14 protein-coding genes are annotated in these 17,516 nt (G+C 72.7%); 1 reads left to right on the plus strand and 13 read right to left on the minus strand.

The genetic code is table 11. From position 1 onward, the window contains the following. Positions 1 to 97: 97 nt before the first annotated feature. The 13 genes from OP86_RS29855 to OP86_RS29915 all read right to left on the minus strand — a co-directional run bounded on the left by OP86_RS29855 (position 98) and on the right by OP86_RS29915 (position 16,800). Positions 98 to 832, minus strand: coding sequence for a GntR family transcriptional regulator (locus tag OP86_RS29855; protein ID WP_030062259.1), 735 nt, complete (start codon positions 830 to 832; stop codon positions 98 to 100). A 114-nt stretch (positions 833 to 946) separates the two neighbouring features. Further along, on the minus strand, positions 947 to 1,921 hold the full coding sequence (locus tag OP86_RS29860; protein ID WP_030257024.1) for a DMT family transporter: 975 nt from the start codon (positions 1,919 to 1,921) through the stop codon (positions 947 to 949). Positions 1,922 to 2,054: 133 nt separating this feature from the next. Next, positions 2,055 to 3,236, minus strand: coding sequence for a pyridoxal phosphate-dependent aminotransferase (locus OP86_RS29865; RefSeq protein WP_030062261.1), 1,182 nt, complete (start codon positions 3,234 to 3,236; stop codon positions 2,055 to 2,057). Next, the gene (locus OP86_RS29870; RefSeq protein ID WP_030062262.1) at positions 3,233 to 4,024 is read right to left on the minus strand and encodes a class I SAM-dependent methyltransferase; all 792 of its coding nucleotides are present in this window, start codon (positions 4,022 to 4,024) and stop codon (positions 3,233 to 3,235) included. Before OP86_RS29870 ends, OP86_RS29865 begins: the two co-directional genes overlap by 4 nt. Before the next feature lie 308 nt (positions 4,025 to 4,332). Beyond that, positions 4,333 to 7,005, minus strand: coding sequence for an aconitate hydratase AcnA (gene acnA / locus OP86_RS29875; RefSeq protein WP_051830972.1), 2,673 nt, complete (start codon positions 7,003 to 7,005; stop codon positions 4,333 to 4,335). Positions 7,006 to 7,064: 59 nt separating this feature from the next. Next, positions 7,065 to 8,639 (minus strand): amino acid adenylation domain-containing protein, encoded by a 1,575-nt coding sequence (locus OP86_RS29880; protein WP_157849877.1) that lies wholly within the window; start codon positions 8,637 to 8,639, stop codon positions 7,065 to 7,067. Positions 8,640 to 8,683: 44 nt separating this feature from the next. Next, entirely contained in the window at positions 8,684 to 10,393 is a 1,710-nt protein-coding gene (locus tag OP86_RS29885; protein WP_051830976.1) for an asparagine synthetase B family protein, read from the minus strand. A 21-nt stretch (positions 10,394 to 10,414) separates the two neighbouring features. Then, positions 10,415 to 11,209 carry a class I SAM-dependent methyltransferase gene (locus tag OP86_RS29890; protein ID WP_030062266.1) on the minus strand — a complete coding sequence of 265 codons (795 nt, stop codon included), beginning with the start codon at positions 11,207 to 11,209 and terminating at the stop codon, positions 10,415 to 10,417. Further along, the gene (locus tag OP86_RS29895) at positions 11,206 to 12,588 is read right to left on the minus strand and encodes a hypothetical protein (protein ID WP_030062267.1); all 1,383 of its coding nucleotides are present in this window, start codon (positions 12,586 to 12,588) and stop codon (positions 11,206 to 11,208) included. Before OP86_RS29895 ends, OP86_RS29890 begins: the two co-directional genes overlap by 4 nt. A 32-nt stretch (positions 12,589 to 12,620) precedes the next feature. After that, the gene (locus tag OP86_RS29900; RefSeq protein ID WP_030062268.1) at positions 12,621 to 13,352 is read right to left on the minus strand and encodes a phytanoyl-CoA dioxygenase family protein; all 732 of its coding nucleotides are present in this window, start codon (positions 13,350 to 13,352) and stop codon (positions 12,621 to 12,623) included. A 30-nt stretch (positions 13,353 to 13,382) separates the two neighbouring features. Then, positions 13,383 to 14,999 (minus strand): condensation domain-containing protein, encoded by a 1,617-nt coding sequence (locus OP86_RS29905; RefSeq protein WP_078588632.1) that lies wholly within the window; start codon positions 14,997 to 14,999, stop codon positions 13,383 to 13,385. Then, entirely contained in the window at positions 14,996 to 15,607 is a 612-nt protein-coding gene (locus OP86_RS29910; RefSeq protein ID WP_030062270.1) for an alpha/beta fold hydrolase, read from the minus strand. Before OP86_RS29910 ends, OP86_RS29905 begins: the two co-directional genes overlap by 4 nt. 140 nt (positions 15,608 to 15,747) lie before the next feature. Then, positions 15,748 to 16,800: a TauD/TfdA family dioxygenase gene (locus OP86_RS29915; protein WP_157849878.1), complete on the minus strand. Its 1,053-nt coding sequence runs from the start codon at positions 16,798 to 16,800 to the stop codon at positions 15,748 to 15,750. A 527-nt stretch (positions 16,801 to 17,327) separates the two neighbouring features. Here OP86_RS29915 and OP86_RS29920 point away from each other — a divergent pair. Beyond that, positions 17,328 to 17,516, plus strand: a 189-nt coding sequence (locus OP86_RS29920) for an S-adenosylmethionine synthetase N-terminal domain-containing protein (RefSeq protein ID WP_030258952.1), incomplete at its 3' end; no start/stop codon positions are given.

Below are 17,516 nucleotides of genomic sequence, written 5' to 3' on the forward strand. Positions count from 1 at the left end.
CCACCGAGATCTACACTAGATCGCTCGTCGGCAGCGTCAAATGTGTATAAGAGACAGGGGGTGCGGGGGCGATGAGCAGTGGGGATGCGGTGGGGATTCAGAGGCGGTCGGCGTGCATGGCCATCTGGGTCATGGCGCGCTGGGCACGTTCCAGCACCACGGCCATCGAGTCGCCGACATGGGCGTGCAGGGCCCGGTAGCCCTCGTCGAGACGTCCGTCGCGGACGAGTTCCATGATCTCGATGTGCTCGGCGATGGTCGTCTCGACCCGGTCCTGGGTGAGGAAGTCGTACATCCGCACCTGGCGGATGCGCTCGCTGACCGCCACCAGGGCCTCGGTGAGCGCGGGGTTGCCGGAGGCGCGGGAGAGCTCGGCGTGGAAACGCTCGTCCTGCACGACGAACCGCGGGTCGGGCGCCGGAGGGTTCTCCCGCATCGCGTACCAGCGGTCCAGCTCGGCTGCGATGACCGCCGGCTCGTGCCGGACCGAGGGGTCCTCGATCGCCCGTGCGACACCGCGCAGTTCGAGGGTGACCCGAAGCTCGTAGAAGTCCTTCAGTCGCGTGAGGTTGGGGATCGTGACGAAGAAGCCGCCGTCTCCCCGCTCGATCAGCCCGTCGGACGCCAGCCGCGCCAGTGCCTCGCGCACCGGGGTCCGTGACACCCCGAACCGTGCCGCCAGCCGCACTTCGGCCAGCCTCTCGCGCGCGCCGAACTCGCCGTCGAGCACGGCCGTACGGAGCTTCGCGTAGACCGTCTCACGCAGTGAGGGCGCAGGCAGAGCTCCCGCATCCGGCGCGGCAGTTGAGGGCGTATACAGCTTCGCATCCATGAGCGGACACACTAGGAACCGCGTGTTTCCCCAAGAGCCCGCGCGGCGTGAACGGCCCGTTACCGGAATCTCACCCGCACCTGCGCCCCGGCACGCCGAGCGCGGTGAACCCGCTCAAGGCTTGCGCCGGGCTCCTCCGGCGGCCGGGCGGGCCGACAGGGCGGCGCCGGCCAGGATGACCACGGCACCGACCGGGGCGTTCCAGGCGACCGTCTCTCCGAGCACCACCACGCCGGTGACGGTCGAGACGATCGGGACCAGGTAGGTGACCATCGAGGCCACCGTCGCACCCGCGTCCCGCACCAGCCCGTACTGCAACTGGAAGGCGACGCCGGTGCCCAGTGCGCCCAGCACCAGGACGGAGAGGGTGGGGCCGAGCGGGAAGTTGCTCGGCAGGGTGGTGAGGAAGGGGGCGGCCAGGGCCAGTTCGACCGCGCCGGCGAGCAGTTGGGCGGCGGACAGGGACAGGCTGGACTGCCCCGAGTCGGACAGGAAGCGGCGGATGTACGTCCACCCGGCTCCCATGCTGAGCGCGGCGCACAGCGCCGTCGCCGTCCCCGCGAGGTTCTGGCCGCCGACGCCCCGCCAGATGCCGAAGACGACCAGCACGCCCAGGAACCCGATCAGCATGCCGGACCCGCTGCGCCGGGTGGGGCGTTCACCCGGCAGCACCAGGGCGGCGGACAGCAGCGTGAACAGCGGCGTGGTGGCGTTGCAGATCCCGGCCAGGGCCGACGGGATGCGCTGCTCCGCGTACGTGAACAGCGTGAACGGCAGGGCGTTGAGCAGGAACGCGGCGACTGCGAGGTGGGCCCAGAGCGGGAGTGCGCGCGGCAGCCGCTCACGGCGCAGGACGAGGACGCAGAGCAGGGTCACCGCCCCGAACGCCACGCGGGCCAGCGCTACTTGGAGCGGTGCGAACGCCTCGCCGCCGACCTTGATGAAGAGGAAGCTCAGGCCCCACACGCAGGCGAGCAGGCCGAGCCGGATGCGCCAGTCCAGGCGCGGACCGGGAGCGGACGGCGAGCCGTCGGTCCCGGCGCCGGACGCCGCGGCCGTGGCCTCGGCGGCGGAGGAATCCACACTCATGCGGCAACCCCTTGTCGTGGCAGTTCTCCTGGACGAGCGGGACGTGCCACCCCACCGGGCGGTGGAGCCCGGTGCCGCTACGGCGGGTTCGCAACAGCACCGGGCCCCAACAGCAGCGGGCACCAGGCCGGGGCTACGCCTTCAGGCGGGCCACCGCCTCCTCCAGGACGGGGAGTTGCTTGCAGAACGCGAACCGCACCTGGGTGCGGCCGGCGTCCGGGTCGTCGTGGAAGGCCTGGTTCGGAATGCCCACGACGCCGCTGCGGGCCGCGAGTTCGCGGCAGAAGGCCATCCCGTCCACGGCCCCGAGGCGGGCCGCGTCGGTGGTGACGAAGTAGGTGCCCTCGGGCCGGAACACCTCGAACCCGGCGGCGGCGAGGCCGTCGCACAGCAGGTCGCGTCGGTACCGGAAGTCCTCGCGGAACGCCGTGAAGTAGCTGTCGGGGAGGGCGAGTGCTTCGGCCACCGCGTACTGGAAGGGGCCGCCGCCGGCGAAGGTCAGGTACTGCTTGGCCGTCAGGACCGCGGTGACCAGCTCCGGCGGTGCGGTGACCCAGCCGATCTTCCAGCCCGTGAAGGAGAAGGTCTTGCCCGCCGAGGAGATCGAGACCGTCCGTTCGCGCATGCCGGGGAACGAGGCGAGGGGCAGGTGCTCGGCGTCCAGGGCCAGGTGCTCGTAGACCTCGTCGGTGACGACCAGGAGGTCGTGTTCGACGGCCAGTTCGGCGATGGCGGCGAGTTCCTGACGGTTCAGCACCATGCCGGTGGGGTTGTGCGGCGAGTTCAGCAGGAGGAGCCGGGTCCTCGGGGTGACGGCCGCCCGCAGGGCCGCGAGGTCCGGCCGGAAGGACGGCGCGCGGAGCGTGACGGGGACCCGGACGGCTCCGGCCATCGCGATGCAGGCCGCATAGGAGTCGTAGAAGGGCTCGAAGGTGATCACTTCGTCGCCGGGTTCGAGCAGGGCGAGCATCGTGGCCGCGATGGCCTCGGTCGCGCCGGCGGTGATCAGGACTTCGGTGTCCGGGTCGTAGGAGAGCCCGTAGCAGCGCTGCTGGTGGCCGGAGACCGCCAGCCGCAGCTCCGGTACGCCCCGGGCCGGCGGGTACTGGTTGCCCCGCCCGTCGCGGATCGCCCGGACCGCGGCCTCGGCGATCTCGGCCGGGCCGTCGGTGTCGGGGAAGCCCTGGCCGAGGTTGATCGCCCCGGTGGCGACGGCCAGGGCCGACATCTCCGCGAAGATCGAGGTGCCGATTCCGTCGAGCCGGCTGTTCAGGATCCGGCGGGGGCCGGGCCGGGCGGTTTGCGGGCCGGTCATGCGGTCGGCTCGCGGTCCGCCCTGGCGCAGACGGCCCAGGTCCGGTGCGGGATCCGGAGCACCTCGCCGGGGAAGGACTCGCGCAGGACCGCGGTGAGCTGCTCGGTGAACTCCGCGACCTTCTCGGGCGTGAGGCTGGCCCCCACGCCGGCGCTGGCACGGATCCGTCCGATCCAGTCCTCGGGCGTGTAGGGGACGTCCAGGTCGAAGGAGAAGGTCTCGATGTCGGTGAAGCCGGCCGAGGCCAGGTCGGTCAGCCAGCGCGGGTAGAGGCCCGTTCCGCCGCCCATGGTCCAGGCGGGGTTGAAGGAGGTGATGAGGTCCTCGGTCGCGGCGACCACGTTGCCGGGCAGCGGCAGCCAGTCGAAGTGCGGGATCGTGACCAGTCCGCCGGGGCGCAGCAGCCGCCGGATCTCGGCCGTCGCCCGCGGGGCGTCGAACCAGTGCCAGCACTGGCCGGCCGAGACGACGTCGAAGCTGCCCGCCGGCAGGCCGGTCTCCTCGGCGGCACCGACGTGGTAGTCGATCTCGACACCGGCGGCGCGGTCGAGCTGCCGGGCCTGTTCGAGCAGCGGCGCGGCGGGGTCGAGGCCGGTGACCTCGGCCCCGGCGAGCGCGAACAGCCGGGCCAGGCTGCCGGTGCCGGTGCCGAGGTCGAGGATCGCCTGGCCCGGCAGCCCGATGCCGTACGGCTTCAACCGGGTGATCAGCTCGGTCGGGAAGCCGGCCCGGTGGCGGCTGTAGTCCTCGGCGGTGCGTCCGAAGTCCGGATTGAAGTCACGGGTCATGCGATTTCTCCCTGAGACGTGTGACGGTGGGGCGGTTGAGGGCCGGCTCGGGCTCCAGGGCCGGTTCCGCCTCCGGTCGGGTGCGTTCCGCCCAGCGGGCCACTGCGGGTGCGGCGAGGCCGGCGGCGGCCGGCAGAACGGCCAACTTCCCCCAGCCGACTGGGCCATGATCGATGATTATAAACGTGGTGACGGCGGGAGTGACGGCGGTGCCGAGCTGCGACGTCAGGCCGAACAGCCCCCGGTACCGCCGCGCCCGACGGCGCGGTGCGGTACCGGAGGCGAGCCGGCCGCCGGGCCGGCGCCGGTCATCGCGCCGACTCCCGGACCAGGCGGTCCATGATGAAGGGAAGGACTCCGCCCGCGCGCAGGTACTCCACCTCGCGGGCCGTCTCCACCGCGGCGGTCGCCTCGAAGACGGTCGTCGAGCCGTCCCGGCGACGCAGCCGGACCGTGACCGGGCCGTGCGGGCGGAGCGCGGACAGCCCGCTGAGGTCCAACTCCTCGGAGCCGTCGATGCCGAGGGCCTCGCGGTTCTCGTCGGCCGGGAAGCGCAGCGGGAGCACGCCCATGCCGACCAGGTTGCTCCGGTGGATCCGCTCGAAGCCCTCCGCCAGCACCGCCCGGACGCCGAGCAGGGCGGTGCCCTTGGCGGCCCAGTCGCGGGCGCTGCCGCAGCCGTACTCGCGTCCGGCGACGACCACCGTGGGGGTTGCGGCGGTCCGGTACCGCTCGGCCGCCTCGTGGACCGACAGCAGGTCCCCGGTGGGGTGGTGCCTGGTCCAGGCGCCCTCGCGGCCGTCCGCCATGGCGTTGCGCAGCCGGGGGTTGCCGAAGGTGCCGCGGAGCATCACGTGGTGGTTGCCCCGGCGGGCACCGTAGCTGTTGAACTCCTCCTCGGGGACGCCCAGTTCGGCCAGGTAGCGGCCCGCTTCGGCGTCGGGTGCGATGCCGCCGACCGGCGAGATGTGGTCGGTCGAGACGCTGTCGCCGAGCACGGCGAGCACCCGGGCGCCGGTCAGTTCGTCGGTCGCCGGGAAGCCGTGCTGCGGGTCGATGTACGGCGGTTCGAGGATGTAGCTCGACTTCTCCGGCCAGCGGTAGAGCTCGCCGGTGGGGGCCTCCAGCGCCTGCCAGCGCTCGTCGCCCTGGAAGAGGTCCGCGTACGCGCTCTCGAAGAGTTCGGGCCCCGAGGCCGCCTGGACGACCGCGGCGACCTCCGTCGGATCCGGCCAGAGGTCGCGCAGGTGCACCTCGCGTCCGTCCGGCGCCACGGCGACCGGCTCCCGGGTCAGGTCGCGGTCGACCGTGCCGGCCAGCGCGTAGGCGACCACCAGCCCCGGCGAGGCCAGGTAGGCGGCCCGGACCTGCGGGTGGATGCGGCCCTCGAAGTTCCGGTTGCCGCTGAGGACGGCGGCACCCGTGATGCCGTCCTCGGTGACGGCGCGTGCGGCCTGCGCGGTGAGCGGTCCGCTCATGCCGTGGCAGGTGGTGCAGCCGAACGCCACCACGTTGAAGCCCAGCCGTTCGAGCGGTTCGAGCAGCCCGGCCCGGTCGAGGTACTTGGGCACCGTGCGACTGCCCGGGGCGAGGCTGGTCTTGACCCACGCGGGCACCGTGAGCCCCAGCTCCACGGCACGCCTGGCGATCAGGCCCGCGGTGACCATCGATCCGGGGTGGGAGGTGTTGGTGCAGCTGGTCAGGGCGGCGATCAGCACGGAGCCGTCTGCCATTCGCCGCTCGCCCGGTCCGGCGCTCCGCGCGGCGTCCGTCGGCCGCTTGACGGCGCTCAGGCTCGTCGGGACGGCGGCCAGCGGCAGCCGCTGGTCGGGCCGGCTCGGCCCGGCCACGCAGGGTTCGGCGGCGGAGAGGTCGATCACCAGCTCCTCGGCGTAGCGCACGGCCGCCGCGTCGTCGCCGGTGTGGAACAGCCGCTGGGCGCGGCAGTACCGCTCCACGAGCGCGACCTGCTCCGCGGTCCGTCCGGTGGCCCGCAGGAAGCGCAGGGTCTCCTCGTCCACCGGGAAGAACGCGGTGGTGGCGCCGTAGTCGGGCGCCATGTTGGCCATCGTGGCGCGGTCCGGGACGGACAGGCTCGCCACGCCCGCGCCGACGAACTCGACGATGGCGCCCACCACGCCGTGGGAGCGCAGCAGTTGGGTGATCGTCAGGACCAGGTCGGTGGCGCTGGTCCCGGGGTGGGGCCGGCCGGTCAGCCGGACGCCGATCACCCGGGGCGGCGCCATCAGGACCGGCTCGCCGAGCAGGACGGAGGTCGCCTCGATGCCGCCGACGCCCCAGCCGAACACGCCGACGCCGCCCACCATCGGGGTGTGGGAGTCGGTGCCGAGGACGGTGTCGGGCCGGGCCAGCGGCCGGCCGTCGGCGCCGGGGGTGGTCCGGACGACCTCGGAGAGCTTCTCCAGGTTGATCTGGTGGATGATGCCCTTGCCCGGTGGCACGACCTTCAGGTCGGAGAACGCCTGCTCGGCCCAGCGCAGCATCGAGTAGCGCTCGCCGTTGCGGGCGTACTCCAGGTCGGTGTTGATCCGCAGCGCGTCGGGGGTGCCGGCCGCGTCCACCCGGACGGTGTGGTCCACCACGAGGTGCGCCGGCATCACGGGGCTGATCCGGTCCACGGCCAGCCCGCGCCGGGCCGCGGCCGTGCGCAGCGCCGCGAGGTCGAGCACCACCGGGACGCCGGAGAAGTCCTGCAGGACCACGCGCGCGGGCCGGAACGGCAGGTCGCCGGTGGGGCTGCCGTCGGCACCCCACCGGGCGACCTGGTGGACGAGCGCCGGATCGGCCTGCCCGGTGGCGGCCAGGTGCGCGGCGTTCTCCAGCAGGATCCGGGCGGTGTACGGCAGGGCGGCGAGGTCCACGCCGGCCGAGGCCGCGAGCTCGGGCAGGCCGTAGTGGGTCACCTCGGGGCCGGCACCCGGCAGGGCGCTCGGCAGTGGGCTGGCGGGAGGCTGGTTCATGGCAGCTGGCTCACGTGTCCTCTGGCTGGTCGGCGGGCGGTGGGGTGGCGCAGTGGTCGTCAGGTGCCGCTCGGGGAGCCGGCGGGCGACTGCTCCAGCGACCCGAGGAGTGCCGCCTGGTCGAGCTTGCCGTTCGCCGTCCGCGGGAAGGCGTCGAGCCGGCGTACGGTCGGCGGCACCATGTAGTGCGGGAGCAGGCCGGCGAGCGTGCGCTGGAGCTCCGCCGGCTCGGGGGCCGCCGCGTCACCCCGGTAGAACAGGGCCAGGCGGTCCCAGCCGCCGTTCGGGCCGGGGACGGGGACGACCGCGCACTCCCGCAGGCCGGCCAGGCCGAGGGCGACCTGTTCGATCTCGGCCGGCTCGACGCGGTACCCGGAGATCTTGATCTGCCGGTCCGCCCGGCCGAGGTAGTGCAGGACGCCGTCCGCGTCCCGCCGGCCGAGATCGCCCGTCCGGTAGAGCAGCGTGGCGCCGCCGTCGACGTCCGCGGTGACGAACTTCTCCGCGGTCGCCTCCGGATTGCCCAGGTAGCCGAGGGCGAGGCCCTCACCCGCGACGCAGATCTCGCCCGGCGCGCCGTCCGGGACCGGTGCGCCGCCCTGGTCGAGCAGGACCACCGAGGTGCCGGGCACCGGCCGGCCGATCGGGATGCCCTCCGTGGTGGCCCAGTCGGCCGGGCGCACCGCCCGCGTGGTGACGAACACGCAGCTCTCCACCGGTCCGTAGCCGTTGACCAGCCGGATCTGCGGATGCCGCTCCTGGAAGGCGCGCACGTGCGGCACGGACAGCCGTTCACCGCCGGTGAGGACCTGCCGGAGCCCTTCGAAGCAGTTCACGTCCTCGTCGACGAAGAGGTTGAACAGCGAGGCCGTGAGCCACAGCGTGTCCACCCGGGCCGACTTGACGAGCTCGCGCAGGTCGCCCGCGAAGAGGTAGTCGTCCTCGACGATCACGCAGGTGCCGCCCGTGGTGAGCGTGCCCCACAGCTCCAGCGCGAAGGCGTCCCAGGGCACGGGGGCGGCCTGGGCCATCACCCGGCCCCGGCCGAAGTCCGCGAAGGTGCGCCCCTCGAAGAGCCGGGTGGTGGCCCGGTGCGGCGACAGCACGCCCTTGGGCGCGCCCGTCGTCCCCGAGGTGAAGAACACCATGGCGACGTCCTCCGCGCTCACCGCCACGGCCTGCGGCCGGGCGCCGGACTGCGCCGCGGCGGACAGCCCGGGCTCCGGGGTCCAGAGCGGGATCTCCACCCCGGGCTGGGCGCGGTCGGCGACCAGCAGCGGGGCGTCCAGGGCGTCCACCACGGCGCAGATGCGCTCGGCCGGCCAGCGGTGGTCCAGCGCCGAGTACCCGGCGCCGCACTTGAGCACGGCCAGCAGCACGGCGACCAGTTCCGGCGAGCGCGGCAGCAGGACGGGCACCAGCCGGCCCGGGCCGACCCCGCGGGCCTGGAGGGCCGCCGCGTAGGCGTCGGCCGCGGTGTCCAGCTCGGCGTAGTCGAACCGCCGCCCCTTGGCCATCAGCGCGACGGCGTCGGGCCGTTGCCAGGCCTGCCGGGTGACCGCCTCGTGGATCGTCCGACGTCCCGGGCCCGGACGGGACACGGAGGCGGCGGAGCCGGCGGAGGGATCGGACATGGTGCCCACTTTCGGAGGAGTCGGATCTGTTCGGTGACCGGACGTCAGCCGGCGAGCCATTCCAGCCAGGCGCCCAGCGTGAGCAGCGGGAACGCGAGCCCGGTGGCGGTGGCGTCCCCCGCGGCGATCCGGTTCGGCAGGCCGTCGAGGACGTCCGGCCGCAGGCCCGCGGCCACCAGCCGGTCGCGGTGCCGCACGAGGTCGGCCCGGACCCTGGCCACGCGCGGGCCGGTCAGCCAGGCGTCGACAGGGGCCCGGAACGGCTTCTTCACCTCGTCCAGGAAGTGCGGCAGTTCCGTGGCGTAGGCCTGTCGCAGCGGCACCTTGGTCTGGCCGTCGCGGACCAGGGCGTCGAACGGCAGGGACGCGGCGAGCGCGGGCAGCCCGCCGTGCAGGAACGGCGTGCGCCCCTCCACGCCCTGGGCCATCAGGAGGTGGTCGGCCCGGCGCAGCAGCGGTTCGAGGCTGTGCTCGTACTCGAACTCCCGGACCACGTCGCCGACCGGGCGGCCGGCGGCGGCCGGCAGCGCCTCGACCAGGGCGCTCCGGGCGCCGTCGTAGGCCGCCGCGCCGACCAGCTCGCGGAGCAGTCCGGCACGCTCCGTGGGCAGGTAGAAGTCGGCGGCGCCGGCCACCGCGTCCAGGCCCAGGTAGCTGCGGTACCCGCCGAACACCTCGTCGGCGCCCTCGCCGACCAGGAGGACGACGATTCCGCTCTCCCTGGCCAGCCGGGCCAGGGCCGCGTACATGGGGACGCTGGTGAGCGCGGTCGGTTCACCGAGCGAGCGGACGGCGTCGGGGATGCCGTCGAGCAGGTCGTCCGGGCCGAAGCCGATCGACCGGTGCTGCCAGCTCTCCCAGGACCGCCCGGGAAGCCGCAGGGCGGCCAGGTCCTGGATGCCGTCGCCGTTGCCCCGCGGCCGCACGCTCACCGTGGACAGCTCGCGCACGCCGCGGCGGGCCAGCTCGGTGGCGATCACGGTCGAGTCCAGACCGCCGCTCAGCGCCAGGCCGAGCGGCCGGTCGGAGACCAGGACGCGGTCCACCGCGCGGGTGACGGCGGCGCGGATCCGCTCAGGCCCGGCCGGCCCGTCCGTCCGGGCCGGCAGCAGCCCGGCGGAGCCGCCCGCGAGCTGCTGCACCCGGCCCTCCTTGAGCAGCAGCCGCGCGCCGGGCGCGACCGGTTCGATGCCCTCGAAGAAGGTGCCGCCGTCGACCACCCGGCCGAACAGCAGGAACTGGGTGACGGCCTCGGGCCGGACGCGGGACGGTCCGAACAGCTCCAGCAGCGCCGGAAGCTCCGAGGCCACGGCGACCCCGTCCGGGTGCCGGCGCAGGTAGAGCGGCTTGATGCCGAGCGGGTCCCGGGTGACCTCGACGGCGCCGTCCGCCGTGCGGCGGAGCAGCGCGTACATCCCGTCCAGGTCGGCGGGCCCGTGCCCGTCCACCGCCTCGGCCTCGTCGAGACCGCCCACCGGGACGTCCACCCGGCCCTCGCCGGTCCACGCCCCCGAACCGACCGCGTACACCTCGCCGTTGAAGGCGAAGGCGGTCTCGTCGGCGGGCGCGGCGAACGGCACGGCCGCGGACGGGCGGCTGCGCACGCGCAGGCGGCACATGGCGACCGCCGAGCCGGCGTCACCGACGACCCCGTAGCCGTCCGGGCCGCGGTGCAGCAGCTTCTCGATGGCCAGGGCGGCCAGGCGGTCGGCGGGCGGGCGCCCGGCCCCCGACGCTGCGGGGGCCAGGCACACACCAACGACTCCGCACACCGGTCAGGCGCCCTGTCGCGCGGGGCCGGCCTCGGCGGTGTACATCCGGGTCGCCGGAGCCTGGCCGAAGTCGGTCGAGGACACCAGGCGCAGCGCACGCGCGCCGACCGCCGCGCTCTCCACCAGCGCGACGATGTCCTCGTGGTCGAAGCGCTGCTCCTTGCCGCGGCCGCGGTACCACTGCAGCAGCAGCTCGGAGTCGATCTCGCCGTGCGGCAGCAGGGAGTCGGTCAGCACGTCCCCGGCCAGGGAGAAGTCGATGACCTTCGTGTCGGCGTCGTAGAACCGCTCCAGCTCGCCGCGCTCCCGGCCGGTGGCGATCATGCGCTCGTCCATCGGGTAGAGCCCGAGCTTGATCGAGGCGCGGATCTGGCCGCCGTCGGCGAGCAGGTCGAGCATGCCCTCGATGCCCTTGCGGGCCTCGATCTCGGCGAACCGGTTCACCAGGCGGTCGTTCAGGACGAAGTCCTGGGTGCCGCGCAGGTGCTCCGGGGCCGGCTGGGTGATGTCGTGCTGGAGCACCTCGCAGGAGCCGGCCGGCAGGGCCGCCCGCAGGTCGGTGACCATGCGCTCGGAGAAGTCGAGCACGGTGACCACGGCGCCGTGCGCGATCAGGGCCTCGACCAGGTCCTTGGTGGAGGCGCCGACGACGGTACAGCGCGCCCCGCGCGGGATGCCGGTCGTGAAGAGGGAGATCTCCTCGTCGCTCGGCTTGGCGGTGGTCCGGCCGGACTCCCAGAAGAGGGAACCGATCAGGTCCCAGGCGGACGACTTCTCGTTGACGGTCTGGCTGGTCATGCGTTGCTCCCGAGGGGGTCGAGCAGGCTGGAGTTGTACTCGCCGGCGAGGACGTGGTTGAGGTAGGTCCCGGCGCCACCGACGACGCGGTAGCCGTGGGACACACCGGAGGGGATGAAGACGGACGCGGGGCTCTCCACCGCGAACACCCGGTCGCCGAGGGTCACTTCGACGGACAGGCCCTGGTAGCCCTCCTCTTCGCCGAGGAAGATGAACAGGCTGTCGCAGTGGTGGACATGGGTGTCGACGTGGCCGCGGCCGTAGTCGTCGAGGTGCGGGATGCGACGGGCGATGCAGTACTGCTCGGCGCCCGGCACGAAGCGGTTGTCGACGAGGACGAAGCGGTCGCCGGGGCCCTTGCGGTGGTAGCGGAGCTCGGTGGCCGAGATGATCTTCGGATCGACGATCCAGTCGGCGGGGTCGCTCGACACACCGGTCGGCCGGGTGGTGCTGGAGCGCCCGAGCACGGACGGCTCCATCCACTCGTACGATCCCGGCTCGCGCTCGACGGCGGCGACGTGGAGCTTGGCGACGTGGTGGAAGATGTCGCGGCCGACCACGGGCCGGCGGTGGTCGGGCATCGAGCGCGAGTAGGCGCCGACCCGGCGGCTGAGTTCGGTCAGCATGGTCGCGTCGGCCAGCTGCCGGGTGCCGCGGTACTGCAGGTTGACGGCGAGGGCGGCGTAGTCGGTGATCCCGGCCCGCTCACCCAGGCCGTTGACCGAGGTGGAGATCCAGGAGGCGCCGGCGTCGACCGCGGCCAGCGCGTTGGCGAGCGCCAGGCCCCGGTCGTCGTGCAGGTGCACCTCCACGTCGGTGCCGGGACAGAGCTGCTTCAGGTTGCCGATCCGCTCCCTGATCTGGTGCGGCTCCAGGAGGCCCAGGGTGTCGGCGAAGCAGATCCGCTCGGCCCCGGCCTCGGCGGCGATGAGGTAGGCCTCGACGAGTTCGCCCGAGTCGGTGCGGCTGCTGTCCTCGACCGTGAACCGGACCCGCAGGCCGAGCTTGCGGGCGTGGGAGACGGACTGCTCCACCCGGTCGAAGAGGTCCTTCAGGGTGCGTCCGGGCAGTCGGGAACGCCGCGTCACGTCGTTCACGCCGAGGAAGATGCCCACCCAGGCGGCGCCGGTCTTGGCGACGGCCTCGATGTCGGTCACCTCGGCGCGGGCGTGCGCCAGCACGGGAACGTCGCCGGCCGCCTCCACCACCGCGGAGACCCGCAGCAGTTCGTCGGGGCCGATCGCCGGGTGGCCGCACTCGATGGCGTCGACACCGGAGCGCACCAGCAGCGAGGCGATCTCGACGCTCTGGTCCAGGGTGAAGCGGCCGTGCGCCGACTGCATGCCCTCACGCAGGGTGCTGTCGATGATGTACGTCACAAGGTCTCCTGCAGATCGTCGGTGAGCCCGGGTCAGGCAGTGCCGAGAGCGGCGAGGTCGGCAAGCAGGAAGCTGTCCTTGGCCCGGAACTCCGGGTCCGAGGCGTCCGCGAAGACGACCACCATGCCGCGGCGGTCGTCCGGGGAGGTGTTGGCGGCGCTGCCGTGGGCGAAGTAGCGGTCCCACATCACGGCGTCACCGGGGGTCAGGTCGAACTGGACCGGCTCGCGCAGGCCGTCCTCGGCGACGTCGAGGCTGGCGTGCCAGCGGTAGTGCGGCCGGTCGCGGTGCGGGATGTGCCCGCCGGCGTGCGACTCGGGACAGCCGAACAGGCCTCCGTTGGCGGGCGAGACCGAGGTCAGCGCGTACCAGACGCTGAACGCCTTGGGGTAGGTGTACGTCCACAGCGCCTGGTCCTGGTGCAGCGCCACCTCGGTGCCGACCAGGGCGGGCTTGAGGAAGGCGGCGTGGAAGACGACGGCGGCCTGGTCGCCGACGACCTGCCGGGCGAGGTCGGTGGCACCCGTGCGGTTGAGGATCGGGCCCCAGATCTTCGGGTCGTTCCAGATCAGACGGCGGAGCTTGCGCAGTCGGCGCACCCCGTCCGCCTCGTCGTACTCCGCCTCGTACCCGGGCGCCACGTCGTCCGCGGCGTCGAGGGTGTCGAAGAAGTCGACGGCCTGGCGGTGGTCGTCGGTGCCGAGCATGCCGGGGAGCAGGTGGTACCCGTCCCGGTGGTAGGAGTCGATGTCGATCGCGGGCATATCGGGTCGGGTTCCTGTCGTGTGGAAGGGTCAGGAGCTGATGGACCGGAGGACCTCGCGCATGGGCAGGTCCGGTCGGCGTGCGAGTGCCGCGATGGCGGCGGTGAAGGCTCCGGCGAACTCGCGGACGGTCTCGTCCGAGTACTCGGACCGGTAGTGCAGGGCGGTGAAGTGCAGCGTGGCGCCGTCCCGGAGCAGCCACATGTGCAGGCCCGGGGAGTCGGCCGTCTCCGGCAGGGCCACCGGCTCGACCTCCAGGTCACCGAGCCGCAGCGACCTGCCCCACAGCTCGTTGAACATGAAGTAGACGCCGGGGTCCTTGCGGAAGCCGCTGGGCACCTGGGGCCACATCGCGCGGCGGACGTACCAGGCCGGCAGGTCGCCGTGCAGGGTGGCCGCGAGCGCCGTCTCCGTGACGAGGCCGACGAACCGCTCGAAGGGAAGGTCGAGGTCGACGTCGGTGGTCGGGAAGACGCCGTTGGCGAACCAGCCGACGGTGTCCTGGAACTCCGGCTCCAGCCGGTTGGCGGAGCTGGTGAGCAGGGTGACCCTGGACTGGCCGGTCTGGTGGGCGACGAGGGCGTTCAGCGCGGCGATCGTGACGCAGTACGGCGTCGCCCTGAGCGTGCGGCAGACGGCGTCCAGTGCCTCGGCGACCGCGCCCGGCACCTCCAGGTGGAGGGCGGCCGGGTCGGACAGTCCCTCGTTGGCACGGTAGCCGGGCAGGCGGGTGGCGATCGACGAAGGGTCGCTGCCCAGTCGGGACTTCCAGTAGTCGGCGACCTGGTCGATGCGGCCGTGCTCGAAGCGGTCCCACTGCCCTGCGGACCAGTCCGCGTAGCTGCCGGACGCGGTGAGTTCGGGCTCGTCCCCGCCGAGCCGGGCGACGTACGCCGCGCCGAGGTCGGCGGTGAGGACGTCCAGGGACCAGCCGTCCGCGCCCATGTGGTCGAAGGCCAGGGCCAGGTAGACCTCGTCGGGGGCGCAACGTACCACGTGCGCCCGGACCAGCGGCCCGGCCGACCGGTCGAACGGCCGGCGGACCTCCAGGTCCAGGATCCGCAGGGCCTCCGCCGCGCGCTCCTCCTCGGGCAGGCGGCGGACGTCCTCCACGAACAGCTCGACGGGGGCGTCGGGCCGCACGTGCTGGCGCACGGTGCCGTCCTGCACCCGGAACGCCGTGCGCAGGGACGGGTGTTGGGCGATCAGCGCCCGGAGCGCGCCGTGCAGCGCCGTCAGGTCGAGCGGGCCGCGCAGCCGGTAGGCCACGTGGAACTGCAGGGCCGGCGCCTCCGGGTCGTTCAGGCTGGACAGCAGGGCCCATTCCTGGGCCATCGAGGCCCGGCCGTGGTGGCTGGCCTGGCTGCCGGACAGGATTTCTGACGCCGCGTCGGCTTCGCGTGCCTCGTCGACGCGGTCCGCGAGTTCGCGGACGGAGCCGGCGGTGAACACCGATCTGGCCGACACACGGACCCCGAGCTGCTCGGCGGTCCGCTTGATCACCCGGAAGGCCAGCAGGCTGTTGCCACCGAGGTCGAAGAAGTTGTCGGTGGGGGCGACGTCCTGGGACTCCAGCACCTCACGGTGGATCCGGAGCAGGGCGTCGAGGGTGGAGTCGACGGGAGCGGAAGGCTGATGCACTGTCACGTACGGGTCTCCAGCTTGGGTTTCCCGAATGCGGACCGGTAGAAGTCCGCCAGGAGTTCGACTGCGGAGTCCCGCAGGAATGACGTGTGGCCGCCCTCGGTCAGGACACAGGAGAATCCGGCTGTCCGGCGCGAGAGCATCCTGGTGCGCTCGCCCTCCGGGACGACCGTGCTTTCACGGGCGATCACCGAGAGGACCGGTATTCCGAGAAATCCGAGGGCGTCGATCAGATGGCTGTAATCATAATGCCATTTGAGGAAACTCGCCTCTGCCCATTCGTCGGCCTTGTAGCGCTCCATGAGCGGTTCGAAGGCCTGGTCGAGAAGGGCGACGCTGGCAATTCTTTCAGGCCCCAGGCAAACACCGATTAAAGCCGCGACCAAAGCTCCGTAAGAGTGCCCGACCACATGCACCGGGCGGGGCAGGGAATCGGCGATCCGTTGCACATCGGCGGCGAACTCCAGTGGCGAATAGCCCCAGGCCGGAGCAGGGCTGTCGCCGTGGGCGCGGAGCGCCGGATACACCGCGACCGCGCCGTCGGGACAGAGCGCGTCGCCGATGGACCGCAGGGCGGTCTTGTCGTCCCCGAAGCCGTGCAGCAGCAGCATGGAGCCGGGGGCTCCGCGCCCGGCGGCGGTGCCGGGCACACGGTCGAAGTCGAGCAGTTCGACGGATCGGATCGCCGCGAGCTCGGGCGGCGCGGCGGGCGGTGGCGGTGGATCCTGGGGGCGCTGTGCGGCGCCCGGCCTCATCCGAGCTGCGAGGTCGGTCGGCCGAGGTCGGCCGGAACCGTGCCGGTCGGCCAGACACCACCGCGGTAGGAGCCGGCCGCGGTCGCGCCGTACAGCGACGCGTACCCCTCGGGCAGCGCGGGGCTGCCGGAGAAGGCGAGCCAGAGCCGCAGCAGCAGGCGGTTGCGTCCGCCGCCGTCGCCGGTGAAGGCGGTGCGGGCGTGCAGGATGGAGAAGTTGTTGATCAGCTGCAGGTCGCCCTCGCGCAGCTCCATGTCGAGTGCGACACCCGGGCGCCCGAGGATCTCGTCGATGGCGTCCATCGCTGCCAACTGCGCCTCGGTGAGCCGGGGCGCGCTGTCGTGCCGCTGCGAACCGGTGATGAAGCGGCGCACGTAGCGCATCGCGAAGTGGCCGTCCGTCCGGCTGAACACCGGGATCCCCGACCACGGCTGTTCGCCGGGTTGTTCCTCGCCGCGCCGGTCGTTCGGGAAGGGCTCGTACAGCTCGGCGAGCAGCTCCGGGTGCTCCTCGAACAGCAGGTCGTGCACCGTCTTGGACGAGGCCAGCCTGCTCAGGCCGCCCGAGTGGGCCGGGCGGATGCACAGCAGTCCGATCACGTCGGTGCGGTCGACGTGGAAGGGAAGTTCGGCCGAGCTCTCGTAGCCGCGCTGGACGGGGCTGGCGATGTCGGCGCCCCGGTCCTCGACCCGGCCCAGCAGGTCGCCCTTGCGGCTCTGCGAGACCGGCCGGCCGAGCAGCAGCCCGAGCAGCCAGTACGCCATCTCGGCCTCGCGCGGGTCCTCGCCGGCCACCGGGAAGCCGGTGACCACGACGGCCCCGGGGCCGTCCAGCCGGGCGCGGAGTTCGGCGGCGAATGCGGTGCTGTGCGGCAGGCCGGTCGGGCGTGGTGCGCCGAGGTCGGGCCCGCGGTTCGCGGCTATTTCGGCGCGGGCTGCGGCGACGAGTTCGGCGGTCGCTTCGGGCGGCATCGGGATCCGCCAGAGCCCCTCGTCCTTCGCGAGGAATTCCCCCCGCCAGCCGTCACCTAATGGAAGGAGTTTGTCCATTTCTGCCCCCAAATACTGATGAGATTTATCGTCGGATTTGCTTGGTGATTCCGAGAAAAAAATCGACTCAGTTCGTGACATCGCTGCGGCTCGACGATAGGTCGGACCAATCGACCCGTCTATGTGACGTACGTCACCAGCCGGAAGTCGGTCAGTTGTGGCTCGATCCTCATGGATCATGTCTTGACCGCGTCAATCGCAAGATCTACGGTGGATCGCGATAACGACGCCTCCCGGCCTTGGAGTTGCTCCGGTCGGAGCTCTTTGCGGGAGTAGCCGGGGGGTTGATGTGTTCTGTTCGAGACCCGGGCGATGGCTGCCCGCGAACGACTTGGTCCGGCCTGCCAGCCGTTGAATTCAGCCGGAGTCGGGCCCCGCGCCGGGCGTGCCGACACGCGGTCCCGAGCGGCGGACACCACCTCGCTCCACGACCCGTCGCCGGGGCCGTCGTCATGGACGCCGCTCGGCCCCGCTCCACTCCGCTCCGCCTGTCAGCGCCGTCCGGTCGCCGATACCCCAGGAGAAGCATGTCCCGCCGCCTGTTCACCTCGGAGTCCGTGACCGAGGGCCACCCCGACAAGATCGCTGACCAGATCAGCGACACCATCCTGGACGCCCTCCTGCGTGAGGACCCGACTTCCCGGGTCGCCGTGGAGACGCTCATCACCACCGGCCAGGTGCACGTGGCCGGCGAGGTGACCACCAAGGCGTACGCG

Source organism: Streptomyces novaecaesareae (assembly GCF_000716875.1).
Lineage (GTDB): Bacteria > Actinomycetota > Actinomycetes > Streptomycetales > Streptomycetaceae > Kitasatospora > Kitasatospora novaecaesareae.